The organism is Klebsiella sp. CN_Kp097 (assembly GCF_040064495.1).
In the GTDB taxonomy this organism is placed as follows: Bacteria; Pseudomonadota; Gammaproteobacteria; order Enterobacterales; family Enterobacteriaceae; genus Klebsiella; species Klebsiella aerogenes.
On record NZ_JBEAIL010000002.1, the window covers coordinates 296,107 to 321,412 of the forward strand.

A 25,306-nucleotide genomic window follows, 5' to 3' on the forward strand; every position below is an offset into this window, starting at 1 on the left:
AATGACATTTTCGATTGCCGCACGCTGCCCGGAAAGCGGGCAGTTTGGTATCGCGATCAGCTCTTCAAGCATTGCCGTCGGCGCCCGCTGCCCGTGGCTGCAGGCGGGGGTAGGAGCGGTATCGAGCCAAAATATTACCTTACCGGCGCTGGGGCAACTCACTCTGGCGCAGATGGAGCAGGGGCTGACGGCGGAGAAAGCGATGCGTCGGGCGCTGGCGGAAGACGACTTTAGCCGCTATCGGCAGATTATCGCCATCGACGCCAGCGGCCAGACCGCGTGGTTCAGCGGCGATAAAACGCTGGGGACCTGGCATGTTGTGCAGGGCGATAACTGTATCGCCGGCGGTAATATGCTGGCATCTGAGGCTGTTATTGCCGCGATGGCGGCAACGTTTTCGCAAACCGAAGGCGAGCTGGCGACGCGGCTGGTTGCCGCGCTGCAGGCCGGTGTAGCAGAGGGCGGCGAGGCCGGGCCGGTCCATTCGGCGGCGGTGAAAGTGGTAGATGATTACTCCTGGCCGCTGGTGGATCTGCGCGTCGACTGGAATGAAACGGACCCGATTGGCGAGCTGGCGGCGCTGTGGCAGGCCTATGAACCGCAAATGCAGGCTTACGTGACGCGCGCGCTCGACCCGCGGGAGGCTCCCAGTTACGGAGTACCCGGCGATGAATAGTCGATTACAGGATATTCTGGCGCGGCTGCTGGCGTTTGACACCACCAGCCGCGAATCGAACCTGGCGATGATCGACGATATTGCCGATTATCTCCACGGCTTCGCAATCGAAACGCAGCGTTTTTATGATGCGGAAGGGCGAAAAGCTAATCTCTATGCACGACTGGGCCCTGCGGGGCCCGGCGGCGTTATGCTCTCCGGCCACACCGACGTGGTGCCGGTTGACGGCCAGCCATGGACGGTTCCCCCTTTTGCCCTCACGCAACGCGATGGCCGCTGCTACGGCCGCGGTAGCGCCGATATGAAAGGCTTCCTCGCCTGCGTACTGGCCGCCATTCCTGATTTTCTCGCCCAACCGCTACGCATGCCGCTGCACCTGGCTTTTTCCTACGATGAAGAGGTGGGATGTCTTGGCGTACGCAGCCTGGTCGCCCATCTGCAGGCGTCGGCAGAGAAACCGGCGATGTGCATCATCGGCGAGCCGACGGAGATGCGCCCGGTCTATGGTCACAAGGGGAAGCTGGCGATGCGCTGCGATGTTCACGGCCACGCTTGCCACTCCGCTTACGCGCCTGATGGCGTGAATGCGATTGCCTGGGCGGCAAAACTGATTGGCCGCCTGGACGAGCTGGGCGAGCAGCTGGCGCTTCGCCAGGATACGCGTTTTGATCCGCCTTTCAGCACCCTGCAGGTGGGGGTGATTAAGGGCGGCGCGGCGTTGAATATTGTACCTCAGCACTGTCAGTTCGATTTTGAAATTCGCCATTTACCGGATGTTTCGCTCGATGACACCCTGTCCTCGCTGCAGGCGTATGCCGAAGGCGAACTGCTGCCAAAAATGCGCGCGACGGCGGCGGAAGCGGCTATTACCTTTCAACCGCTCAGCCAGTATCCCGGCCTGTTGAGCGACCCGCAGTCGGCGTTCGCCGGCTGGTTGGCGCAGTGGGCCGAATGCGGGGATTTTTCAACGGTCGCTTTTGGCACCGAAGGCGGATTGTTTGATGAGGCCGGCGTGGCCACGCTTGTTTGTGGTCCGGGGAGCATGGAGCAGGGGCATAAGGCGGATGAATTTGTTAGCGAGGCGCAGTTGGAAAAGTGCGCGCAGATGTTGAAAAACCTCTGCCGCTGGATGTCAGCTTAAATGCCGACGCGCCGCAATGGCGGCGCGCTTTCTTGTAGTCCTTAAACCTTCTCTTTTGCAAAAGCCATGCTTTTAACACTCTTCGCTTTCGAGAAATAATAATAGACCGGTGAGACCACCAATAAACCTATAATCCAGGAGAGATCCGCGCCGCCGAAGGTGAGGGCGATTGGCCCGGTATAAATTGAGGTCGACATAAACGGTACTTCGACCAGAATACCGAGGATATAGCAGGATATTGCCGTTGCATTAAAGTAGCCGTAAATACCGCCATCGCGTTTAAAGAAAGACTCAACGTGATATTCGCCATGGGCCACTAAATAATAATCGACCAGATTAATCGCCGTCCACGGCACCAGCACATACAGCAGCACGGTAATAAAGTTAGTGTAGATTAACAGGAAATTTTCCTGGCCATAGATGGCGAGGAATATCTCCAGCAGCATGGTCAAAATAGCGGTGATAATGCGTGCCCGCGCCATCGGCGACCAGCCGTCGATAAAGGTCTGGCCGAGCGTCAGGGTACAGAGTACGCCGCAGTACAGCATCATCGAGTTGGTGGCGGCGATCCCCAGCGCCAGCACGATAATCACTATCGCCCCCATGCTGCCGGTCAGATCCATAATCCCTTGAATAATATCGTCATTACCGATACAAATCGCCACCAGTACCCCGAGCACCATCGGCAAATAGGAGCCGAGAATGCAGCCAAAATAGCTGGCGTAAAAGACGCTTTTATCGTTGGTGCTGTAGGGCATATAGCGGGAATAATCAGAGACATAGGGCGCATAGGCCAGTTGCCAGAGCGCGGCGATAGACACGGCGCCGAGAAAACCGACGATGTTGAAGCCGCCGCGGTCGGCAAAATCGCCCGGCAGGCCATGGATGAAGACTATCCACACGAAGGTTGCCGCCAGTACGATACCGGAAATCCACGACATGATCCGCGCGTAGGAGTGGATGATCTTATAGCCAAAGATGGTGGCGAACAGGCTTAGCGCACCAACCACGATAATCCCAATGTCCGAGTTCATCGGCTGATAAATCGCGTGCATCGACTGCCCGCCGAGCACCAGACTGGAGGCGGTAAAGCCGATATACATCAGTACGACAATCGAGACCACCAGCACGGAGCCATAGGATCCGAACTGGCCCTTGGTCTGGACCATTTGCGGCACCCCGAGTTTTGGCCCCTGCGCCGAATGCAGCGCCATAAAGAGCCCGCCGACCAGGCTGCCGATAAATAGCGCAATCACTGACCATAAAAAGGAAAGATGAAAAATCGTCACCGACATCGCGCCGGTGATGACCGTTAACAACATAATGTTGGAGCCAAACCAAATGGTAAAGAGATCGCCTGGTTTGCCGTGACGCATATTTAAGGGGATAGGTCTGATGGTATTACTTTCAAGATTCTCGACATTAACAGATTGATGTTTTGTCATGGTGCTCTCTCATTATTTTGGTCTTCATCAGCGTAAGAGTGATATTTCAATGAGGAGTACAGCTAATCTACTCATCACAACATTTCATTCACCATTTTTACAACTCTGTATCATTTGCGAAATGACAAAAAATATCGGTGCTGGATATAAAAAAACTGCTTTACCCGGCGCTGGAAAAACGCCGCATTTGTGCGTTGCGCGTTTTTTAGAGCTTTATGCTTCGTGCTTAATTTTTTACTGGCAAACCCGCTGATGGTTTTTTATCGGGCAGATAAAACTCTGCCATATTGCGAGGGGATTAGAATGATGAACCATAGAGAGAAATAACAATTCCCTGTTTTTATTGCGGTCTAATGAGATAGATGTTTGACCCCATAAAATAATGGGGAAATAAAATAATTAGCTGATACATCATGACATTAGAATTGTCGTATTGAGTAACCTAAAGTCACACAGATAATGGGGATAAGGGCGTTATGCGAGGCGCTTCACAATAACCAACAGATAATCAATATAAGGGCAGGAATGCGACATCCTGCCCGAAAATAATTAATAACCGACTTTATAAACCCGTCCGCTTTGGATCCCTTCGACGCTGCGGCGGTAGGCCTGCGCCACCGCTGCGGCCGGTACGCTGGAGAAACCGGGGAAAAAGCCGTCATAGGCTTCGACGGATTCACTGAGCACGGTGGGGCTTATCAGGTTAATGCGGATCCCGCGCGGTAATTCGCAGGCGGCAGCGCGAACGAAGCCAGCCAGTCCGGCGTTAACGGTGGTGGCATTCACCCCTTGAGCGATGGGTTCATCGGCGACGATGCCGCTGATCAGGGTGATGGAACCGCCATCGTTAAGATAATGCTGGCCGGTGAGGGCGAGGCGAATCTGCCCCAACAATTTATCCTGCAGTCCCTGGTCAAAATCGCGGTCGGTCATCGTGCTTAGCGGGCCAAAGTATAAGCTGCCGGCTGCTGAGACAATGGCATCGACCGGGCCAATTTTCTCGAACAGCGCCTGCACACTGTGCTGCGAGGTGATATCAACCTGCTCGTCGCCGTGGGTCCGGCCAACGCGGATAACCTCATGCTGGCGGCTCAGTTCTTCCGCAACCGCGCGGCCAACGGTACCGCTGGCGCCAATAACGATAATTTTCATCGCAAACTCCTCAGTGAAGTGAGCCTCTATTCTTTAATTAATCGATTGTCGGATAAACTAGCTAAAAGTTAGATGATTGCTAACCAGGGGTTTGTAATATGGACAAGCTGCGTGGAATGGAGACGTTTGTCGCGGTGGTGGAGTGCGGCAGTTTTACCGGCGCGGCGGCGCGTCTTGAGATGTCGGCGGTGATGGTCGGCAAATATATCGCCTTACTTGAAGGCCAGCTCGGCACCCGCCTGCTGGAGCGAAATACCCGCCGGCAAAGCCTGACCGATGCCGGGCGAGTCTATTTTGACGAGGCGCGGCGTGTGCTCGAGCAGGTGGCGAATGCCGAGCGTTCGGTTGAAAGGCTACGGCTGGCCCCTGCCGGTACGCTACGGGTGAGCGCGCCGGTTTCTTTCGGCGCCAGCATTATCGCGCCGCTGACCGCCTCCTTTCTGCAGGCCTGGCCAGAGGTACGCGTCGAGCTTGATTTGACGAACCGCATGGTGGACCTGGTGGATGAGGGAATCGATCTGGCGATTCGCATCGGCGATATCCAGCGTACCGACCTGGTGGCGAAGTATCTCGCCCCTTATCGCATGGCGATCTGCGCGGCGCCGGATTATCTGGCGCGCCACGGCACGCCGCAGACGCCCGCTGATTTAGCCGGGCATCAGTGTCTTTCGCATACGGTGTGGACTGCGCGCAACGAGTGGCGGCTACCGGGCACTGCGGAAGAGGTACGCTGGAAGCGCGATGCGGTGCTGCGCTGCAATGATGGCTACGCGCTGCGTATGGCGGCGGTGGCCGGCGCCGGGCTGTTATTGCAACCGGAAGTGCTGCTGGCGGAAGACTTAGCCAATGGCCGACTGGTGCGTATTTTACAAAATTACACCCCGGAACCGAGGCCGATACACCTGCTGTGGCGCCAGGATCTGCGCCCGTTACCGAAACTTACCCGCTTCGTCGAACATTTGTTAAAGGAAGTGAACGGTATTTATAAGCTATGATTATCGTGTCTGATGAAAGCATTCATCGTGAAACAGTAATGGAGGTATGGATAGATGGGATTATTAAGTTTTGTGAAAGAAGCGGGCGAGAAGATCTGGGATGCCGTCTCCGGCTCCAGCAAGGAAGATCAGGCTGACAAGCTGAAAAAACATATTGATAGTCTTAACCTGCCTGGTGCCGAAAAGGTCAATATTGCCGTAGCGGACGATGGTACCGCGACGGTAACGGGCGACGTCGGTTCACAGGAAGATAAGGAAAAAATTCTGGTCGCGGTAGGTAACGTAACCGGGATTGGCCAGGTCAACGATAGCGTTACTGTGACGCAGAGCGGAGCGGAAAGTCGTTACTATACGGTTAAATCCGGTGATACCCTCAGCGCCATCTCGAAAGCGATGTATGGCTCCGCCAATGACTATCAGCGTATTTTTGAAGCCAATAAACCGATGCTGAAGCATCCCGATAAGATCTATCCGGGGCAGGTACTGATTATCCCGGCGAAGTAAGCCGTGAATCAGGGATCAATAGCAACGTTTTGATGGAGACTGTAATGGGATTATTAGATCAAATCGGCGGCGTGCTTGGCGGGCAGGCTGGCAAAGCTGAACAACTTCAGGCGATCATGACCTGGATTGAACAGCAGGGCGGTATTCAGGGAATCCTGGAAAAATTCCGCAGCGGCGGCTTAGGTGAAATCGTCGAGTCGTGGCTTAGTCAGCAGAGTAATATGTCGGTGAACAGCGATCAGATTACCTCGGTGTTCGGCTCGCCTGCGCTGCAGGATCTCGGCGCCAAACTGGGCGTTGATTCGCAAACCGCCTCATCGCTGATTGCGGAATACCTGCCAAAAATCGTCGATGGCCTGTCGCCGCAGGGCGAAGCGCCGGCCCAGGGCGACCTGGTCTCCGCAGGGCTTAATCTACTGAAAGGTAAGTTATTTAGTTAAACGCTTGCCGTTTGAGTTTTAACTTATCACATAATACGGGCCTGAATAACGGCCCGTATTTTATTATCCGCCATAAATTCACCGCCTCGCGATTATTTATTCTGTATTACTAATTGACAACTTACCGCTGCGTTGAAAATATCATTATTTAATCTTACCGGAACGGTTATGATAAATTTTTATGATATTTATCGGCGTCCTGCCGGGCTAATTAGTTTTTTTATTTCCTGTAGCCATAAACAAAGTAATTTACCCTTTCGCAAAATAATGCGCATTATCTCCAAAACATAAAAACACCTGCACATCACAACCATTATTAATGGTTTCTGACTTTGGAGAATGCTATGCCGACCAAAGAATCATCGCCGCCGCTTATTGAGAAGCACACCATTGGCTATATTCCGCCAGAAGATCGCCACGGTAAAACCCGCGATCTCTTTACCCTGTGGTTTGGCGGCAATATCGCGCCGCTGCCGATCGTTACAGGCGCCCTGGGGGTACAGATCTTTCATCTGAATCTGCTGTGGGGGATCGCTGCGATTTTAGTCGGCCATCTGGTTGGCGGGGCGCTGATGGCGCTGCACTCGGCACAGGGGCCGCAGATGGGGATCCCGCAGATGATCCAGAGCCGCGCGCAGTTTGGATCGTTTGGTTCGCTGCTGGTGGTGGCGATCGCCGGGGTGATGTACGTCGGTTTCTTTGCCTCGAACATCGTGCTGGCCGGGCAGTCGCTGCACGGTATCGCCCCTGCCGTCCCACTGCCGGTGGGGATCGTGATCGGCGCGGTGGGATCCTGCGTGATTGGCATTATCGGCTACCGATGTATTCACATTCTCAACCGAATCGGCACCTGGGTGCTGGGCATCGGCATTATGGTCGGCTTTGGCTACATCTTCACGCATCTGCATACCGCCGATTTCTTAACCCGCGGCGGCTTTTCCTTCTCGGGCTGGCTGGCTACCGTGTCGCTGGCGGCGTTGTGGCAGATCGCCTTCGCCCCGTATGTTTCTGATTATTCGCGCTACCTGCCGGCGGATGTGCCCGTCGCCGCGACGTTCTGGACCACCTACCTTGGCTCGACGCTCGGTTCCAGTCTGTCGTTTATTTTCGGCGCGGTAGCGGTGCTGGCGACGCCGGTGGGGCTGGAAACCATGGATGCGGTAAAGCTGGCGACTGGCGCGATCGGCCCGTTGATGCTGGTACTCTTCCTGCTGAGCGTCATCAGCCATAACGCGCTTAATCTGTATGGCGCGGTGATGTCTGTGATAACCCTGGTGCAAACCTTCCTGTGGCGCTGGATCCCCGGCAGCCGCAGCCGGGCGCTGCTGTCGGTTATCGTGCTTATTTGCTGTGTGGTGGCGGCGATCTTCGCCTCGGCGGACTTTATCAGCCACTTTATCGATCTCGTTCTGGCTCTGCTGGTGGTGCTGGTGCCGTGGACCGCGATTAACCTGATCGACTTCTACGCCATTCACAAGGGCAACTACGATATTAACTCGATATTTCAGGTGGATGGCGGCATCTATGGCCGTTACAACCCGCACGCGCTGCTGGCCTACGCCATCGGCATCCTGGTGCAGATCCCGTTTATGAATACCCCGCTATACGTTGGCCCGGTCTCGGCGTGGTTTAACGGCGCCGATCTCTCCTGGCTGGTCGGCCTGCTGGTGACCTCGCCGCTGTACTATTGGCTGGCAAGCCGCGATAGCGCCTGGCGTCGCCGTCAGGTTGGCCTCAGGCAGGCGATGGATTAAGTTATAAAGCGGAGCGCCGCTGGCTGGCCTTACGGTACTGCAGCGGCGTCTGGCGCATCATCTTTTTAAAACAGGTAATGAAGTAGGTCACCTCGCCAAATCCCACCGCCAGCGCGATGGCATCAATGCTCTCATCGCTATTACGTAGCAGATCGCAACTGCGTTTTATTCGCCGGGTGAGCAAATATTCATGGATATTGCCGCCGGTCTGCTGACGAAAAACCCGCGAGGTATAGCTGCGTGAAAGTCCGAGGTCGCAAGCCAGCTGATCGAGAGAAAACTTGCTGGCATAGTGGGCTTCGATCCAGTTCATAATCCGCGAGGCGACGGTCTGCTGGCGCGGCGGGTAGCGTTGCGGCTGCTCGGGAAGAAACGTCATCAGCTGCATCATCAAAAACGCCACCTCGCAGGCGGTGGTCTGCTCGTTATCTTCCAGACGCTGAAACTGTTCAAGGATCCTTTCGATAAATGCCGCGTGCTCGCTGAGGTCGTAAATTTGCGCCGGCAGATTGCTGGCGGCCAGCGCCGCGAACTGGGCCTGATGGCGCGGGAAAGCGCTGAGTGCGCTCTCGACGACCGACTGCTCAATGTGCATGGTGGTGCGGTGATAAGGATTTTTATCGCTATGATCGACCTGCACTTTGTGCAAACGGAAGGGCGGAAAGATAAATAATCGCCCCGGACGGGCGGTGTAGTGCTGGTTATCCACCACCACGATGCCGTAGCCGCTGGATATATAAAGCAATTCGACGCATTGATGCCAGTGGTAGTAAAGCACGCTGGTGGTATACATGCGATTAAACGAAATGGCCTGCCGATCGAGCGTAATACGTTCCAGCAGTTGCGCTTCGCCCATTTTGCCTCCAGGACAATAGATTTAAATTTTTACGCCATCATTTGCAATTTATCCTCCGCGCGGCCGACAAAATCCAGCAAAAATGAAATGGCGGTTTAATTTTGTGAGTCCGCTCACTCAGCGCCGGGAATAAAAGCGGTTACTCTTCATCCAGACGTCGCACACGTGGCTTGATAAAAGCCTAATAACAATAACTTACCTCTATCCTCGTGTTATACGGGAGGACCCTGTGCAACCTGAAAACATTCATCTGGATAACCCACTGACAAGCCGGGAAGAGGTGCTACGGCTGGTCAATGAAATGTTGAACGCGGTGGCGCCTTATTTTAAAAACGACGCCAGCCGCATTGATTTAGCGAACTTCACCGCTCACTACGGCCAGCAGGTCGCGAGCATGGAAACCTTTTCCCGGCTACTGTGGGGCGTGACGCCGCTGTTGGCTGGCGGCAGCGAGCCGCAGCATTTCTCCTTCTATTTACAGGCGATAAAAAACGGCACCAATCCGCAGCATGCCGATTACTGGGGCGAAGTCGCGCCTTACGATCAACGCATTGTCGAGATGGCGGCTTACGGATTATTGCTGGCGCTGGCGGGCGAAACCGTACTGGCGCACTTCACTGCTGCGGAAAAAGAGAATTTATGGCGCTGGTTAAAGCAGTGCGAGACCCAGGATATCCCGGATAATAACTGGCACTTCTTTCCGATTCTGGTGCAGGTTGGCTTTCATTATTGCGGTATGCCGACCAATCCGCAGGCGCGGGAAGATCATTTCGCCGCCATGGAACGTTACTACCTCGGCGATGGCTGGTACTCGGACGGTCCGGGCCGCCCGCGCGACTATTACATTTCGATGGGCTTTCATTTCTATGGCCTGATTTACGCGAAGCTGATGGCTGATGTCGATCCGCAGCGCTGTGCGGAACTGCGTCAGCGGGCCGCGCATTTCTCCTCTGACTTCATCCATTTCTTTGCCGATGACGGCGCGGCGATCCCGTTCGGCCGTAGTCTGACCTATCGCTTTGCCGAAGCGGCGTTCTGGAGCGCGGCGGCCTTCGCCGGGCTGGAAGTCTTTTCGCCGGGCGTGATGAAAGGCATCGTGTTGCGCCACCTGCGCTGGTGGCTGAAGCAGCCGATGTTCGACCGCGACGGCGTACTGAGCGTTGGCTACAGCTACCCGAACCTGGCGATGGCGGAAGATTACAACGCGCCGGGTTCACCATACTGGGGGCTGAAAACCATGCTGGTGCTGGCGTTAGGCGAGGGCGACGCCTTCTGGCAGGCGGCTGAGTTGCCGCTGCCGCCGCTGCCCGCGCAGCACACAATAGCCCATGCGGATCAGGTGCTGGTACATCAGGCCGATCACCTGTGGATGCTAACTTCCGGCCAGCTGGAGCTGAACAACTTCGTTAATACCGAGGCGAAATACTGCAAATTTGCCTACTCCACCCGCTTTGGTTTCACCATTGAGCGGGGGCGCTACGGGTTGAACCATGCCGCCCCCGATTCGATGCTGCTGCTGGCCGAAAAGGATAATTACTGGCGCGGCCGCCGCGAATGCCAGCAGGTGGTCACCGCTGATGGCACCATTTACAGCCGCTGGCTGCCATGGCGTGACGTGGTGATTGATAGCTGGCTACTGGCGCTGGGCGACTGGCAGCTGCGCGTCCATCGCATAACTACCCACCGCGCGCTGGATTGCGCGGAAGGCGGCTTTAGCCTGGCGAACCGTCCGCTGCCGCAGGCGCAGGAGCGTGACGGCGCCTGCTGCTTACGCAGCGCCCGCGATATCTCGGCGATTTTCTGTTTACATCCGCACGCCCGCCGCGGCGAGACGGTACTGACGCCGCCGAACAGCAATCTGTTGTTCGCCGAACGCGCGGCGGTGCCAGTGCTGCGCGGCGAGCTTGATGCGGGGACGCATTGCCTGGTAAGCGCGGTATGGGCGGGGAATGCCGCTGACTTCGAACCGCAACACTGCCCACAGGCCTTCATTAGCGATGACGCGGTACGCTTCGTGACGGCACGACAAGAAACGACGCTCGTTCTGGCCCCGGAGGCATCGCTATGAGCACATCATCGTCCGTACGCGCCGCGCAGTACAAAATGAGTACCTTTATTTTTCTCTACTTTTTCACCTGGTCATCCAGCTTTGGCCTGTACGCGCTGTGGCTGAGCCAGAAGGTAGGTCTCGATAGCATTACCATCGGCAGCGTGTTCGCCATTAATGGCGTTTTCGCGGTGGTCCTGAAACCGGTGTACGGCTACATCATGGACAAAATCGGCATGAGCAAGTGGCTGCTCTATTTTGTCTGCGCCATTTCCGCGCTGATGGCGCCGTTCTTCGCGCTGGTGTACCAGCCGCTGCTGCAAAGCCACGCGACGCTGGGGATTATCATCGGCGCGCTGTATTTGAGCCTTGGCTGGTACGCCGGGGTGGCGGCTTCCGAATCTTATGCCGACCGCTTTAGCCGTCTGTACGGGCTGGAGTTTGGCCGTATCAGAATGTGGGGTTCGCTGGGCTGGGCGATGGCGGCTTCGGTCTCCGGACTGCTGTTTAACTTCACGCCGCTGGCTAACTTTTTGCTCAGCAGCGGCACCTCGGTACTGATGCTGCTGGTGCTGATTAGCCTCAAAATTGGTGATGAACAGCTGCGCAATAACAACGTCATTTCCGCGAATAAGATCGTCTTTGCCGATGTGTTGATGCTGCTGAAAAATCGCAAATTCTGGATGTTCAGCCTCTACGTCGCCGGAGTCGCGTGGATGATGTTCATCGCCGAGCAGCAGTTCCCGCGCTATTTCGTCTCGTTCTTTGCCACCAAAGAGCAGGGCAACGCCTGGTACGGCTATCTGAGTACCGTCCAGTCGGGGATGGAGTTTGTGATGATGATGTTTATCCCGTGGCTGGTGAACCATTATGGCGCCAAGCGCGGCCTGCTGTTCTGCGGCTGCGTGGTGGGGGCGCGGCTGATTGCCTCCGGCTTGACCAACGACCCGATTGTCATCTCCATTATCAAACCTTTTTACGGCGTTGAGATCGCGCTGCTGCTGATTTCAGTTTTCAAATACATCGCCGAACACTTCCATCGTCGGGTTAACGCCACGATGTACCTGCTGGGTTACCAGGCAATGATTTACGTCGGATCGATTGTGGTCGCGCCGCCGGCGGGTTACCTGTACGACAAAATCGGCTTTGAGCATACCTATCTGCTGATGGGCTGCTGCGCCCTGACGTTTACGCTGATTTCCGCTTTTACGCTATCGCGCTGCCAGTCGAAGCGCGATGCCTCACGACCCTTTACTCCGGCTTTAGATACCGCCTCGGTTGAACCGGCCAAACATTAATTCAGGAGTTGTTATGACCAAATCTGTTATCACCGAAGCGCTGCGGCCGATAGAACTGCATCAGGTCGACCGCCTGGCGTTGAGCCAGAAGCTGGAAGACGCGCTGGCCCGCGTGACGCGCAAGCTGGACAAAAATATCGTTGCCTTCGGCGATAAGTTCCCCGGCGAAGCTTGTGAAAACGGCATCTGGCCGCGTACCGATAACGTAGAGTGGACCACCAGTTTTTGGCCGGGCCAGCTGTGGCTGGCGTGGGAGATGACCGGCAAAGCGCACTACCGCGAAGCCGCCGAGCGCTATTTACCGTCGTTCGCCCGGCGTATTGAGCAGCGTATCGACACCGCGACTCACGACCTCGGCTTCCTTTATTCGCTCTCCTGCATCAGCGCCTGGCGGCTCACCGGCAATGAAGCCGCTCGCCAGTCGGCGCTGCTGGCTGCCGAGCGCCTGATGGAGCGTTTTAACCCGACGGCCAAAATTATCCAGGCGTGGGGCGACTTAAACGATCCGGAGCAGCAGGGGCGAATGATCATCGACTGCAATATGAACCTGCCGCTGCTGTACTGGGCCAGCGAGCAGACCGGCGACCCGCGCTACGCGCAGGCGGCAACGGCCCACGCCGGGCAGGCGGCGAATTATATCGTGCGTGAAGACGCTTCGACTTATCACACCTACTATATGGATGTGCAGACCGGCGAGCCGCGCTTTGGTAACACTCATCAGGGCTACAGCGATACCTCATGCTGGTCGCGCGGCCAGGCGTGGGGCATTTACGGTTTCCTGCTGAGCTATCAGCACACCGGCGATAAGCAGATGGTTGAGCTGTCGCGCAGCCTGGCGCATTACTTCCTCAACCGCCTGCCGGAAGATGATGTCTGCCATTGGGATCTGGCGTTGCTCGGCACCGATGCCGTGCGCGACAGTTCGGCGGCGGCGATTGCCGCCTGCGGCCTGCTGGAGCTGGTCAAGGCGTTGCCAACGCTCGACGCCAACCGCGCGTATTACGAAGAGATGGCGCTGCGCATTGCGCTGTCGCTGACCGACAACTACCTGGCCCACGACGATGACCCTACCGAAGGGTTGCTGCAGCACTCGGTATATCACATGGGCAGCGGCAAGGGCGTCGATCAATGCTGTAGCTGGGGTGACTATTTCTATCTTGAGCTGCTGGCGCGGCTGCGACAGATTTGGTACCCGTACTGGTAACCCTCAAGGAATGGAGAGCGAGATGAAAAGCGTAGCCGTGTTATTAGCCCCCGGATTTGAAGAGGGGGAAGCGATAGTCACTATCGATATCCTGCGCCGACTGAATATTGCGGTGCAGACAATTGCCTGCGGCGAGAGTCGCGAAGTGGTGAGCTACCACGCTATCCCGATGATAGCGGATAGCACCCTGAAGGCCAGCTTCGATCAAACATTTGATGCCGTGGTGTTGCCGGGAGGCCCGGAAGGCAGTGTTAATCTGGCGAAAAGCGCGGAGGTCATTGCCTTCGTTCGCCGCCACGATGAAGCGGGTAAATATATCTGCCCGATTTGCTCCGCCGCCGCCCGCGTGCTGGGCGGCAATGGGCTGCTGAAGGGGCGTCGCTATGTCTGTTCCGGCGATCTTTGGCAGCAGGTGAGCGATGGCGTGTACGTGGACGCCGACGTTGTGGAAGACGGCAATCTGCTCAGCGGCCGGGGGTTGGGCAAGGTATTTGATTTTGCTTTCACCCTGGCGGCGCGGTTACAGGGTGATGAAGCGCCGGCGCGCGAACAGGCGGAACATATTTATTATCCGTGGTAGAGGAAAATAGCCAGTGACTGCTAAAGGCGCCTTAGTGGCGCCTTTTACTTTTGTAGCGCCCTCTCATGTCGCCTGGTTATTAGCGCGTCAAGGATTGCCTTAATCTCACTTAAATGATATTAATTATCATTCTCATAATAAAAACATAATAACAATATTAATACCTGGCAAGGATGTGAGCTTAACGAACAACCACTTTAAGTTAGGCATGAATTAGGGAATAGGTATGAGAATTAACAAGATCCTCTGGCCGCTCACCGCGCTAGTGGTAGGGTTGAATAGCCCGCTATCCGCCGCCAAATCTTCCGATGATAGCGATGAAACGCTGGTCGTTGAAGCCACCGCAGAACAAGTACTTAAGCAGCAGCCGGGCGTTTCAATTATTACCAGCGAAGATATTAAAAAGGACCCTCCGGTCAACGACCTCTCCGATATTATTCGCAAAATGCCGGGGGTGAACCTCACCGGCAACAGCGCGTCAGGCACCCGCGGTAATAACCGCCAAATCGATATTCGCGGTATGGGGCCGGAAAACACCTTAATCCTCATTGATGGCGTCCCGGTGACCTCGCGTAACTCCGTACGCTATAGCTGGCGCGGCGAGCGTGATACCCGCGGCGATACTAACTGGGTACCGCCGGAACAGGTTGAACGTATCGAAGTCATTCGCGGCCCGGCGGCGGCGCGCTATGGCTCCGGCGCGGCGGGCGGGGTGGTGAATATCATTACTAAACGCCCAACCAATGACTGGCATGGCTCGCTCTCGTTATACACCAACCAACCGGAAAGCAGCGATGAAGGGGCCACCCGACGCGCCAACTTTAGCCTGAGCGGGCCGCTGGCCGGCGATGCGTTGACGATGCGTTTGTACGGCAACCTGAATAAAACCGATGCCGACAGCTGGGATATTAACTCTTCCGCGGGGACGAAAAACGCCGCCGGCCACGAAGGGGTACGCAACAAAGATATTAACGGCGTCGTCTCCTGGAAAGTGAATCCGCAGCAAATTCTCGATTTTGAAGCCGGATATAGCCGTCAGGGTAATATCTACGCCGGCGATACGCAAAATAGCTCTTCCAGCGCGGTGACCGAAAGCCTGGCGAAATCTGGCGCAGAGACTAACCGCCTGTATCGGCAGAATTACGGTATTACCCATAATGGGGTCTGGGATTGGGGGCAAAGCCGCTTTGGAGTCTATTACGAAAAAACCAATAACACCCGTATGGATGAAGGTTTATCCGGCGGCGGCGAAGGGCGTATTTCGGCGGATGAGAAATTCACCACTAACCGCCTGACCTCCTGGCGCACCAGCGGCGAACTCAATATTCCGCTGGATCTATGGGTCGATCAGACTCTGACCGTTGGCGCGGAGTGGAACCGCGATGAGCTTGACGATCCCTCTTCTACTGGTTTATCGGTAAATGATAATAACATTGGCGGTATTCCCGGTTCAGCGGCGGATCGCAGCAGTAAAAATCATTCACAAATTAGCGCCATCTATTTTGAAGATAATATTGAACCGACGCCCGGAACCAATATTATTCCCGGCCTGCGTTTTGATTATCTTAATGAGTCCGGCGGCAACTTTAGCCCCAGCCTGAACCTGTCGCAGGAATTAGGTGATTACTTCAAAATTAAAGCCGGGATTGCCAGAACCTTTAAAGCGCCAAACCTCTATCAATCCAGCGAAGGCTATCTGCTCTATTCGAAAGGCAACGGTTGCCCTAAAGATATTACTTCAGGCGGCTGCTACCTGATTGGTAATAAAGATCTCGATCCGGAAATCAGCGTGAATAAAGAGATCGGCCTGGAGTTTGCCCTCGACGATTATCATGCCAGCGTGACTTATTTCCGTAACGATTATCAGAATAAGATTGTGGCCGGCGATGATATTATCGGGCAAACCGCTTCCGGCGCTTATATCCTCCAGTGGCAGAACGGCGGTAAAGCGTTAGTGGACGGCATTGAAGCCAGTATGGCGTTCCCGCTGGTGAAGGATCGTCTGAAATGGAATACCAACGCCACTTACATGATTACCTCGGAACAAAAAGATACCGGCAACCCGCTCTCGGTTATTCCGAAATACACCATCAACAACTCCCTGGACTGGACGATTACCCAGGCATTTTCCGCCAGCGTCAACTGGACGCTGTATGGTAGACAAAAACCGCGTACCCATGCGGAGTCGCGCAGCGAAGATACCGGCGGCCTGTCGGGTAAAGAGCTGGGGGCTTATTCGCTGGTTGGTACCAACTTTAATTACGATATTAATAAAAATCTGCGTCTGAACGTGGGGGTCAGCAATATCTTCGATAAACAGATCTATCGTTCATCCGAAGGGGCGAATACCTATAACGAACCCGGTCGGGCCTATTATGCCGGAGTGACGGCGACATTCTGATCGCATCGTCATCAGTATACTGCCCGCAACCGCGCGGGCAGTATCAACGCTGGGTTAAGGACAACTATGCTGGTTGGACGCTTTTTCGCGACTCATATCCAGCAGCGCGCTGTGGAATGAGGCGTTAAACATCGGCCCGTGCCCCAGGCCAGGGAAATCCCAAAAGGCGGCATTAACCTCTTTCTCTTTCAGCGTGGCGAGGGCGGCATGTACTTTAGTTAGCACTTCAGCGGCGTGCGTTGCCCGGTTATCACCCGGCGTCGCCGAACCCTCCATAATGGCCAGGCTTTTGGCGCAATATGATGCAGGCTCGACCGCCGTGATTCGGTTCAGCAGGGCAAAGTTGTCCCGGCCAAGCGAAGGACTGGCGCTGTAATATGAATGGAAGAACGAGGACGAAAGCCAGGAGTCGAGCGCGAACAGGCCGCCGTATGAGTGACCCCACAGGCCGCGGCGCTGTGGGTTGATTTTCAGCCCTTGCTCCGCCTTAGCGGCTATACGCGTTTCCAGTAATTGACGGAAGTCTTCACTGCCGCCGCTTTTGCGGCCAACATATGTTTCATTATTCTTTCTGACTGCTGGCGTATAGTCGTAGGCCCGGCCGTTAAGATCGAATGGCAGGTTGGTCTGATAACCGACCGCGACGATCACCGGCGGCGATTGCGCCGCCAGCTGCTTGAGTAGTTCGTCAGACAGGCGATCCATTACCGCATTACCATCAAGCATATATAGCACGGGATAGCCCGTTGGTGGCGCGGCTTTATTCGGTATGGCCGTCCATACCCGATAGTGGCGAGCGCCGTCGGCGGAATCGAACTGATTGACGCTGAAGTGGTAAAACGCTGAACCCTTATCGGCGATATTGGGCCCCAACGGCTGCATATCCGGTTTTGCTAAGCCTGAAGCGCTATAGCTGAGGGTGAGGCAAGAAAGAACGGCAAAAAGCGCCTTGCGCGGGCGCGTAGAGCGAGACTCGCGGGCATACATCTGATGATTATTCCTTTTCCGCAGGTGAAATTTTCGTTATTCAGAAAGCACATACAGTTGCCTGAAAGCGCTTGCTGGTCAAGTCAACCCTGCAGTAAGCCGAGCCCATCAAGCAAGGCGCCGCGCCACCAGGCGTAATCGTGCCCGCCGGTGTAAATGGCACAATGACTATCAACGCCGGACGCCTGTAGCTGCTGATGAAGCCGCTGGACGTGAGGCACCGTCGAACCTTCCAGTGAGCCCACACACAGGCGGATACGGACAGTACGCGGCGGCGCAGACAACACATGTTCGCTGACCCAAGAAGTATCGGTTGCGCTAAATAAATGGGGGCGACTGCCGCCATCTGGCGTCCACCACATAGAAGGCGAATGGCTGAGCACCAGACCGAAAGTTTCCGGCGCATGGCGGGCGGCCATCAGCGCGCTGACGCCGCCGAGGCTCTGCCCGGCCAGGACGGTGCGTGAGCGATCCGCCCATTTTTGTCGCGGCTGTTCGCGGCGAATGGTCGGCAGGAGATGTTCCGCGACGTCCCGTATCAGTTCGCTGCGCCCGCCGAGTATCGTGGTGCGCTCGCGCTCATCGATATTGTCGATGCCCAGCAGCGCCACGGGAACAATGCGGCGGCTATCGATCGCGGCGTCGATGGCTGCGCACACCCCAAGATGATCGAACCAGGTTTCGCCATCGGGTAGCACCACCAGCCCCAACGGCTGCGACTTATCAACCGCGGGCAGGTACAGACGCACCTGCCGTGATTGCCCGGCAACGATCCGTTCTGAGGTCAGCAAGGTGCCGGCGTGGCGGCCTCCGCGCCATTCGGATTGAGCGGGGGCGTTATCAAGCGCCAGCACCGACTCCCGCACGCCGTCGCGAATAGCGATCCCCGGCGTCTTATTGAGCGGATCGGCCTGTCCGGCGAGAGCGGCAAAGCGGCTCCCAAGCTGGTTAACAACCGCTTCCGGCGTGCCGGGTGGGATCTCCACCAGTGAATAAGAGCCGCAATAGCTGGCCGGCAGGCGCAGCGTCAGGGTCCAGATATCCGTTGCGGGAATCTGGGTCATCAGCCCTTTTGCCACCTGTTCTTTGTCGGTTACCCGGTTTAATCGCAGATAAACGCCTCTGAGCGGATGGCGGGCGCGCCACAAAAAAGTGACTTCACGTTCATCGGCTGCGCCGTCCACCGTTGTTACTAGCGGTACCGGCAGCGATGTGGCCTGCTGCCAGAAATGAGAAAGATCGGTAATGTTGCCGGTCGCCAACTGGCGGCGCAGGCCGGCGATAGCTGCTGAAACCGGCGGATGTGGATTGATATTGAACATTCTATCTCTTTGAAAAATCATGCTACCAGTAAAAATAGCTAAAGCGGCTGTTCAGCGAACAGCCGCTTTAGGCGTGTTGATTAAGGTCTAACGCTTACCATCACTATCCCACGATTTCTCCCGTTATGTCGTGTTGGTTGCGTGCATCTGCCGGGCCGACGCTATCGCGCCATAAGCGGGCGTAGAGGCCGTTCGCCGCAAGTAATTGCTCGTGTGTACCGTATTCTGCGAGCCGCCCTTTATCGACAACGGCGATCAGATCGCAGCGCTGGGCAGTGGTCAGGCGGTGCGCCACGATTAGCGCCAGGTGCTTTCTGGCACGGGCGACTTCGGTTAACGAAGACATGAGGCGCTCTTCCGCGCGGCGATCCAGGCGCGATGTGGCTTCATCGAGCAGCAGGACGTGGGCATTCGCCAACTGGGCGCGAGCCAGCGCAATCAACTGACGTTGTCCGGCGGATAAATCCGCGCCGCCGTTATTGACTGGCGTGCGGAAACCTTGCGGGAGCTGACGTACCAGCTCAAACAGGCCTGCCTGCCGTGAAGCGATCTCAACTTCAGCATTGCTGCTGGATGGCCGCGAATAACGTATATTCTCCGCAATATCGCCGCTAAAGAGCGCAACATCTTGATCGACCAGCCCGATCTGACGGCGGTAATCGGCAAGGGTTGTCGCCGTCATCTGTCGTTCCCCAATGCCGATGGTCCCGCTGGTGGGCGAATAGAGTCCGGCGATAAGTTTAATCAATGTCGACTTCCCGGCGCCGCTGCGGCCAACGACCGCCACGACACTGCCCTCGGGGATGGTCAGGGTGAGCTTGTCCAGTGCTGGCTCAGCGCTGCCGGGATAACGGTACGTAACTTCATCAAGCTGTAATGCACCCGTGGCTGGCTGGGTGGAGGAAGGGGTGACGTTTTCTGTCTCTTCGGTCGCCAACAGTTCATCAATATGTTTACCGCTGGCCGTCGCCTGCTGGAAGGAATCCACAATCCCGGATAATTGCTGTACCGGGCCGTAAAACTGCCCCAGCAACAGGAAGAATGCCGCCAGCACACCGGCGGTCATTTCGCCTTCGGCCACCCTCGATGCGCCAACCAGAAGCACGGCGGCATAGGAGGCCTCGGTACAGAAGGTCAGGAAGGGGAAGTAGACCGCAAGATATTTCTGCGCGCGTACGCGGGTGGCGCGGAAGCGATCCGATAATGCGCGCAGCCGGGCGGCCTCTTGCTCCTGTTGACCATGGGATTGCACGACGCGCAGGCCGGAGACTTTCTCCTGCAGAGTGCTATTCACCTTGCCGATTTCAAGGCGTGCCTGGGCATAGGCTGGGGAGCTCAGGCGACGATAAACCCAGGTCGCCAGCGCGACTACCGGCACTGCGCTTAAGGCCGTCAACGCCAGAATGGGGTCGAGCCAGAACATGGCCGCGGCGATGGCGAACATCGTGACCAGGCTGGTGGCCGCGCCGGCAAGGCCGTTTTGCAGGAAGCGGGCGAGGGAGTCGACATCGACGGTCATCCGGGTCAGGCGTGAATCAACGTGCTTTTCATGCCAGGGGAGGGCAAGACGCAGTATATGGCCGAAGCTGCGCAAGCGTACCGTATGTTGAACCGACTCCGCCGCTCTGGCGGCGAAGATGGTCTGTAGTGAATAACAACACCAGCTTATGACCACCAGGCACAGGGCGAGCAGGGCGCAGATGCCGATAGTCGCCATATCGCCTGCGGCAACCCCCGAGTCAATACCGCGCTGTAGCAGTATTAACACGCCGACGCCAGCGGCAGAATCCAGCGCGATCAGCAGGGCGGCGATGATGAACATCCACGCCACCGGCCGCAGCAGCGAGGTCAATCTACGCCCCTCTCCGGCCAGCGCCTGTTGAACCGCCTGTTCCGGCACGCGGGTCATGCGGGCGACAAAACCGTTGCCGTCAACTTCCGGCAACGCTTGCGGCTCCTCGTTCTGCATCGCTGGCGTTGTTGGCCAAAGATCGCGGCAGCCGCCGGCGGCAGGTTCGAGGAAATCCCCGTCGCCGGTCATCAGCGCGCGGAACGCCGGGCAGCGAGACTCAAGCTCAGCCTGGCTGCCGATGTCCACCACTTGCCCTTTATCCAACACCACAATTCGACTGGCCAACCGCAGCGTCGCCCGGCGGCGGGCAATCACCAGCAGCATGTGCTGGTCATCGGCGTAACGACCCAGCGCGGCATTGATCTCCGCTTCGGTACCGGCATCTACCGCCGATGTGGTGTCATCGAGAATCAACAGTTCCGGTGCGGTAATCAGCGCCCGCGCCAGCGCGATGCGTTGCCGCTGTCCACCGGAGAGGTTAGTACCGCGCTCGGTTAGGCGGGTATCGAAGCCTTTCGGTAAGGCATTGATAAACTCGCTGGCGCCTGCCGCCGCCGCCGCGCGGCGAATATCTTCCATCGTCGCCTGCGGGTGGCCGTAGGCGATATTTTCCGCGACCGTTCCGGCAAACAGAAAGGCGTCTTCAAATACCACCCCCACCTGACGGCGTAACGCCTCAAGCTTGAGATCGCGAAGGTTCTGCCGACCGGTGCTGGTGTCTAGCCAAATATCGCCAGCGCTGGGATCGTAAAAGCGCGCCAGCAGCATTAGCAGCGTCGATTTACCGGAGCCCGACGCGCCGACTACCGCCAGCGTTTCACCCGCCTGTAGGGAGAAGGAAACATCGCTCAGGATACGGCTGCCGCCGCCATAACCGAAGTTCACTTTTTCTAACTGCAGGCCAATAACACGACCATTGAGCGCTTCGCTACCGTCAACCATTTGCGAACGGGTGTCGATCAGAGCGAATACCCGTTCTACGGATGCCTGGGTACGTTGGGCGATCACCAGGAACGACGCCAGCACACGGGTAGGTCCGGTCAACATGGCGAGGAAACTGGCAAAGGCCACGAAGGTCCCGAGGTCAATTCGCCCGTGCATCACTGACCAGCCGCCGTAGCACAGTAGAACGATTTGCCCGAGTACCGGTAGCGCCAGCATGGTAGCGCCAGGCATCGCCTGCGAAATGGCCGCGCCGATGCGCACGCGCACCATCTGCCGCGACTGACGATCCAGCCAGCGCGTTTCGCGTAGTTCCGCCACGCAGGATTTCACCACCGAGATCTGCGCCAGAACTTCGCGCATGTGCTCGGTCAGATTCGCCAGCCGGTCTGAAGCCAGCCCCGTCTGAGCGAATACCCGACGACGGGCGCGCAGCGCAGTAATGGCAAGACACGCCAGCACGCAGACCACGATTAGCGTCATGGCCGGCGACATCCACAGCATCACGGCAATACCGGCGATGTAGTAGGTAAATACCGCCAGCGGTACCGGAGCCATCTGCAATAGGGTATGCATTTGCTGCAGATCGCTATTGGTCCGTGAAATCACCTGTCCGGTACGCAGCGCATCCTGGCCTGCGCCATCGAGCTTTTGAATACTGTCGAACGCTCGTCCTCGCAGGGTGTGCTGCACCCACAGCGATAGCTCGCCAGCATAGCCGCGTCGTACATAGTTACCGATGAAATCAAAAAAGGCGATCAGTAGCAGTCCGCAGGCCAGCCACGGCAGGCGGGTAGGATTTCCCGCCAGCGCATCATTTACCGCCTGCCGCGTCAGTAGCGGCGTCAGCGCGGCCAGCAGAATGGTCGACACCGACGCCACTACCACGATGGCGCTAAGTTTCTTACGTTCCCAGCACACGCGCGCAAGGCGGATTATCCAGGACCGCGCGGGTGTGGGAGAGTGAGTCGCAGGCATTAAGCCTCCTCCGTCAATTTAAAGATGAAATCCGCCACGGCGGCCATTACCCTTTTTGCGCCATGGCGGCCAGTTCTTTCGCCACCTCGGTTGGGCAGGCCTGCGCCGCCATTTCCGCCGCCACCTCTTCAGAGGCCGTACGTAATGCGCGATCGTCGAGGAAAGCATTGATCATGCTGCTCGACAGACCTCCGTCGCCGGGGATGATCCCGCAGCCGCGATCGACTACCGCGCGGGCGTTTACTGGGCGATCGGCCCCCTGGCCGAAAACGATCTGTGGAATACCCGCGTGCAGCGCCGTCAGGGTGTTGCCAGCGCCGCCGTGATGGATAAAACCATCGGCGCCGTTGAGGAAGGCGCCCATCGGGATCCAGTCAACCAGGCGAACGTTTGACGGCAACGCGCGTAGATCGGAGCGCGCATTGGCTGAGAGATGCAGAATGATCTCGGCATCGACTTCACTGGCGGAATCCATCACCCAGGAGATCAGATCGAGGCCATCGACCATCGGTTTGACGGTGCCCAGGCTGACCAGTAGCCGTTTGCGATCGGGCGTGCGTTCCCACCATTCTTCCCAAACCGCACCGCCGTTATACGGCACGTATTGCATGGGAATGATCGGTTCGCCATCGTTTTGCAGGATGCTCATACTCGGCGGCGTCACGTCGATCCACGCCATATCCTGCGGCGGAGCTTCGACGCCGTGGCGGCGGTAGGCGTCAGTGAGCGAGCGCGTCACACCTTTGATATGCCAGGGGGTGTGGCCGAAGCCGACAGTTTGCATGACCACCGGGATATCGTATTTGGCGGCGATCAGCGGCCCGACGACGCCGAGGGGAGGATAGACGATAAGGTCGGGCCGCCAGTGTCCGGCAAACTCCACCAGTTGGTCGGCCATCTCTTCGCTGAAGAACGAGAAGTTGCCCATTTTGGTGCCGATGTTACTTTCCTTCCGCTGCGCCTCGCGGCGGCGATAATCGGCCTCCGAATCGAAGCCGGGCGCGGCATCAAACACCACCAGCCCTGCCTCGGCCGCCTTTTGGGCGAATTTACCGCTACTGGCGATCAGCACTTCGTGACCGTTAACGCGAAATGCCTGCGCCAAAGACAGCACCGGGTATAGCAGCCCATAGAGTGGTGGGCCAACAAACAGAATGCGCATGAGAAAATCCCTCTCCGCTTGACGAACTAATTCAGGAAGTCGACGCAGTCAATATGCCGGCCAGCGCGACGTTAACTATCGTTAACCCGGCTGTGCCTGGCGCTGCGCCATTTTTTAGTTTCGCCAGCGCGACGCACGGCAACGCCGGCGACCCTATCGCAGGCGGTGAATCCGTAGCGCACGCTGACGAATCGGGAATTCCCTGTCCCGACTTCCATTAACGCTTGCGCGTCATTGTCCTGATGAACGGCCTGACGCGCCGCCGCACTGCCACGGCGGCTTGTGAGGCCGCATTTGCCGGGTGAGAGGCCGGTCAACGCGCAGGGCGATGTCCGTAATTCCTGAAGACACCGTGTCGCATCATCCTGATAGCGTCGCCTTCGCGGGTCGGTAAGGGACAAAGCGCCGTTGTTCAGGCGATGCTCGTTCCCTTACGGCCTCGGTATACCTTGCCAAAGAAATCACCAATGCAAATGCTAATGAGAATAATTACCAATATCATTTGCAAATTGCAATGATAAGTAAAAACTTAATGGAACGGGTAAACGTTTATAGGACAAATCGCAGGTGAGCTTTTCAGGAGGGGCGATGGGTTCCGGTAAGTGATGTTGTTCTGCAGGAACAAAGGCCAATCGGTTATTTTTTTATTGCGGAAAGCGGCTGCTTACCGCTCTTCATTACCCGCGTATGATTTGTGATATGATGAAAAAGCGAAACTTTTTCTCTTTTTTCCAGGTTAAACGATACTTATGAGCGCGTTCGATCACTCGTCAGATGACACCCAGGAAACTATCGGCAACAGCCTGCGCCGACGCCCACTGGCGCGCAAAAAGTTGTCTGAAATGGTGGAAGAAGAGTTGGAGCAGATGATTCGTCGCGGCGAGTTTGGCGAAGGTGGACAGCTTCCTTCGGAACGTGAGCTGATGGCGTTTTTTAACGTCGGGCGCCCGTCGGTACGTGAAGCGCTGGCTGCGCTCAAGCGTAAGGGCCTGGTGCAAATCAACAATGGCGAACGTGCGCGAGTCTCGAGACCGTCGGCGGACACCATCATTTCCGAGCTTTCCGGGCTGGCGAAGGATTTTCTCTCCGCGCCTGGCGGTATCGCGCATTTCGAGCAGTTACGCCTTTTTTTCGAATCAAGCCTGGTGCGCTATGCGGCTGAGAACGCCACGGATGAGCAGATTTCCCTGTTAAGCAAGGCGTTGGAGATTAACGGCCAGTCGCTGGATGATAACGCGCAATTTATTCGCTCAGACGTCGATTTCCACCGCGTGCTGGCGGAGATCCCCGGCAACCCTATCTTTATGGCGACGCATGTTGCTTTGCTTGACTGGCTAATCGCCGCGCGGCCGAAAGTGTCGGAGCAAGAGCTTCATCATCACAATAACGTCAGTTTTCAAGAGCATATTGCCATATTTAACGCCATACGCGATCGCGATCCGGACGAAGCCGATCGTGCGTTGCAAACCCACCTCAAAAGTGTTTCCGCCACCTGGCGTGCCTTAGGTAAAACCAAAAAATCCGCTAAATGATCCCTGCTTCGCGATCGGTTTAGTGAACTCGATCGCAC

General features: G+C 56.7%; 20 protein-coding genes. 13 read left to right on the top strand and 7 right to left on the bottom strand.

Features of this window, described 5'->3' with window-relative positions; all coding sequences use genetic code 11:
* The first annotated feature begins 1 nt into the window (after nucleotide 1).
* The gene (locus tag ABLV07_RS03665; RefSeq protein WP_015369687.1) at nucleotides 2–676 is read left to right on the top strand and encodes a DUF1028 domain-containing protein; all 675 of its coding nucleotides are present in this window, start codon (nucleotides 2–4) and stop codon (nucleotides 674–676) included.
* Entirely contained in the window at nucleotides 669–1,817 is a 1,149-nt protein-coding gene (gene argE, locus ABLV07_RS03670; protein ID WP_049035001.1) for an acetylornithine deacetylase, read from the top strand. The genes ABLV07_RS03665 and argE overlap by 8 nt, the downstream gene beginning before the upstream one ends.
* A gap of 41 nt (nucleotides 1,818–1,858) precedes the next feature.
* Here the strand turns inward: argE and ABLV07_RS03675 are convergent, their stop codons facing one another.
* Nucleotides 1,859–3,262, bottom strand: a complete 1,404-nt coding sequence (locus ABLV07_RS03675) for a cytosine permease (protein ID WP_015703479.1) — start codon at nucleotides 3,260–3,262, stop codon at nucleotides 1,859–1,861.
* 549 nt (nucleotides 3,263–3,811) lie between these two features.
* The gene (locus tag ABLV07_RS03680; RefSeq protein WP_020077929.1) at nucleotides 3,812–4,414 is read right to left on the bottom strand and encodes a short chain dehydrogenase; all 603 of its coding nucleotides are present in this window, start codon (nucleotides 4,412–4,414) and stop codon (nucleotides 3,812–3,814) included.
* A 98-nt stretch (nucleotides 4,415–4,512) separates the two neighbouring features.
* Here ABLV07_RS03680 and ABLV07_RS03685 point away from each other — a divergent pair, with 98 nt between their 5' ends.
* The 4 genes from ABLV07_RS03685 (at nucleotide 4,513) to ABLV07_RS03700 (ending at nucleotide 8,107) form a co-directional block, all read left to right on the top strand.
* Entirely contained in the window at nucleotides 4,513–5,409 is an 897-nt protein-coding gene (locus tag ABLV07_RS03685; protein WP_045414325.1) for a LysR family transcriptional regulator, read from the top strand.
* A 54-nt stretch (nucleotides 5,410–5,463) separates the two neighbouring features.
* Entirely contained in the window at nucleotides 5,464–5,913 is a 450-nt protein-coding gene (lysM, locus tag ABLV07_RS03690; protein ID WP_015369692.1) for a peptidoglycan-binding protein LysM, read from the top strand.
* Nucleotides 5,914–5,957: 44 nt separating this feature from the next.
* Nucleotides 5,958–6,353, top strand: coding sequence for a YidB family protein (locus ABLV07_RS03695; RefSeq protein WP_020077931.1), 396 nt, complete (start codon nucleotides 5,958–5,960; stop codon nucleotides 6,351–6,353).
* Between the two features lie 344 nt (nucleotides 6,354–6,697).
* A complete protein-coding gene (locus ABLV07_RS03700) occupies nucleotides 6,698–8,107 on the top strand; it encodes a cytosine permease (protein WP_058675863.1) in 1,410 nt (469 codons plus the stop codon).
* Nucleotide 8,108: 1 nt separating this feature from the next.
* On the opposite strand, the gene ABLV07_RS03705 is transcribed toward ABLV07_RS03700, so the two are convergent.
* On the bottom strand, nucleotides 8,109–8,963 hold the full coding sequence (locus tag ABLV07_RS03705; protein ID WP_015369696.1) for an AraC family transcriptional regulator: 855 nt from the start codon (nucleotides 8,961–8,963) through the stop codon (nucleotides 8,109–8,111).
* A gap of 229 nt (nucleotides 8,964–9,192) precedes the next feature.
* On the opposite strand from ABLV07_RS03705, the gene ABLV07_RS03710 reads away from it, so the two are divergent.
* From ABLV07_RS03710 to iroN, 5 genes are all read left to right on the top strand, one after another.
* Nucleotides 9,193–11,031, top strand: coding sequence for a DUF2264 domain-containing protein (locus tag ABLV07_RS03710; RefSeq protein WP_058675864.1), 1,839 nt, complete (start codon nucleotides 9,193–9,195; stop codon nucleotides 11,029–11,031).
* Nucleotides 11,028–12,308, top strand: a complete 1,281-nt coding sequence (locus ABLV07_RS03715) for an oligosaccharide MFS transporter (RefSeq protein ID WP_015369698.1) — start codon at nucleotides 11,028–11,030, stop codon at nucleotides 12,306–12,308. The genes ABLV07_RS03710 and ABLV07_RS03715 overlap by 4 nt, the downstream gene beginning before the upstream one ends.
* A gap of 13 nt (nucleotides 12,309–12,321) precedes the next feature.
* Nucleotides 12,322–13,512: a glycoside hydrolase family 88 protein gene (locus ABLV07_RS03720; RefSeq protein ID WP_032712521.1), complete on the top strand. Its 1,191-nt coding sequence runs from the start codon at nucleotides 12,322–12,324 to the stop codon at nucleotides 13,510–13,512.
* Between the two features lie 22 nt (nucleotides 13,513–13,534).
* Nucleotides 13,535–14,092, top strand: coding sequence for a DJ-1/PfpI family protein (locus tag ABLV07_RS03725; RefSeq protein WP_015369700.1), 558 nt, complete (start codon nucleotides 13,535–13,537; stop codon nucleotides 14,090–14,092).
* Between the two features lie 226 nt (nucleotides 14,093–14,318).
* Nucleotides 14,319–16,493, top strand: a complete 2,175-nt coding sequence (gene iroN / locus ABLV07_RS03730; protein ID WP_015703473.1) for a siderophore salmochelin receptor IroN — start codon at nucleotides 14,319–14,321, stop codon at nucleotides 16,491–16,493.
* Nucleotides 16,494–16,547: 54 nt separating this feature from the next.
* Here the strand turns inward: iroN and ABLV07_RS03735 are convergent, their stop codons facing one another.
* The 4 genes from ABLV07_RS03735 to iroB all read right to left on the bottom strand — a co-directional run bounded on the left by ABLV07_RS03735 (nucleotide 16,548) and on the right by iroB (nucleotide 23,736).
* Complete coding sequence (locus tag ABLV07_RS03735) at nucleotides 16,548–17,480, bottom strand: alpha/beta hydrolase (RefSeq protein WP_047043368.1); 933 nt, start codon at nucleotides 17,478–17,480, stop codon at nucleotides 16,548–16,550.
* 83 nt (nucleotides 17,481–17,563) lie between these two features.
* Nucleotides 17,564–18,802, bottom strand: a complete 1,239-nt coding sequence (locus ABLV07_RS03740; protein WP_047058887.1) for an alpha/beta hydrolase-fold protein — start codon at nucleotides 18,800–18,802, stop codon at nucleotides 17,564–17,566.
* Nucleotides 18,803–18,905: 103 nt separating this feature from the next.
* A complete protein-coding gene (gene iroC, locus ABLV07_RS03745) occupies nucleotides 18,906–22,574 on the bottom strand; it encodes a salmochelin/enterobactin export ABC transporter IroC (RefSeq protein ID WP_151584296.1) in 3,669 nt (1,222 codons plus the stop codon).
* Between the two features lie 46 nt (nucleotides 22,575–22,620).
* Nucleotides 22,621–23,736, bottom strand: a complete 1,116-nt coding sequence (gene iroB, locus ABLV07_RS03750; RefSeq protein WP_032715824.1) for a salmochelin biosynthesis C-glycosyltransferase IroB — start codon at nucleotides 23,734–23,736, stop codon at nucleotides 22,621–22,623.
* A gap of 53 nt (nucleotides 23,737–23,789) precedes the next feature.
* On the opposite strand from iroB, the gene ABLV07_RS03755 reads away from it, so the two are divergent.
* On the top strand, nucleotides 23,790–23,957 hold the full coding sequence (locus ABLV07_RS03755) for a hypothetical protein (RefSeq protein ID WP_015369706.1): 168 nt from the start codon (nucleotides 23,790–23,792) through the stop codon (nucleotides 23,955–23,957).
* A 528-nt stretch (nucleotides 23,958–24,485) separates the two neighbouring features.
* Nucleotides 24,486–25,268 (top strand): transcriptional regulator NanR, encoded by a 783-nt coding sequence (gene nanR / locus ABLV07_RS03760; protein ID WP_042897796.1) that lies wholly within the window; start codon nucleotides 24,486–24,488, stop codon nucleotides 25,266–25,268.
* Nucleotides 25,269–25,306 lie beyond the last annotated feature (38 nt).